The 742-nt window shown below is 49.1% G+C and carries 1 protein-coding gene; it reads left to right on the top strand.

The features are described from left to right. The first annotated feature begins 235 nt into the window (after positions 1–235). Positions 236–613, top strand: a complete 378-nt coding sequence (locus RSSM_RS02545) for a GxxExxY protein (RefSeq protein ID WP_044300735.1) — start codon at positions 236–238, stop codon at positions 611–613. Positions 614–742 lie beyond the last annotated feature (129 nt).

The raw sequence follows: 742 nt of genomic DNA, 5'->3' as shown, positions 1-742 counted from the left end.
CCAAACCACGAAACACACGAAAAGAAGAACGGAGATCAACTTTCGTGTCATTCGTGGTGATCAACTCCCGCAGCAACCGACGCCTGGATCACAACCACGAAATACACGAAACACGCGAAAGGAAAAACGGAGGCCAGCTTTCGTGTCATTCGTGTGCTTCATCCCCCACCAGCATAGCTTTGGCCTGTTATGATCCGATACTCTTCCGACTAAGAACCTGTTTGTGAACAATCCGATGGCAGCCATCATTTTGAAGGACGAAAGCTACAAAGTGATGGGGGCGCTATTCGAGGTTTATCGCGAGATGGGCTGTGGCTACTTGGAAGCGGTCTATCAAGAATGCTGCGAATTTGAGTTCACCGAACAAGCGATTCCCTTTTCGCCCAAGACGGAATTGACGCTGCGTTACAAGCAGAATGAATTGAAGTCAAAGTACATTCCGGATTTCATCTGCTACGGCAAAATCATCGTGGAGCTCAAAGCGGTCGCTGTGATCACCTCGCAACATCGTGCCCAGGTCCACAACTATCTCATGGCAACCAATTTCCCTCTCGGCATCATCGCCAACTTCGGCCACTATCCCAAACTCGAATACGAACGCATCGTTCGTTGACTTTCACATCAGGGCCTGCAATACACGAAAGGAACAACGAAGACCAGCTTTCGTGTCATTCGTGTGTTTCGTGGTGATCAACTCCAGCAATAACCAACGCCTGATTCCAAACCACGAAATACACGAACC

The organism is Aporhodopirellula sallentina SM41, from assembly GCF_000346505.1.
GTDB lineage: Bacteria > Planctomycetota > Planctomycetia > Pirellulales > Pirellulaceae > Rhodopirellula > Rhodopirellula sallentina.
Note: the sequence above shows the minus strand (reverse complement) of the source record. Positions and strands in the feature narration are given on the sequence as shown.

Bases quoted from the DNA above. Each gene is read 5' to 3' on its own strand.
- RSSM_RS02545 (WP_044300735.1), top strand. From the start codon at position 236: ATGGCAGCCATCATTTTGAAGGACGAAAGCTACAAAGTGATGGGGGCG.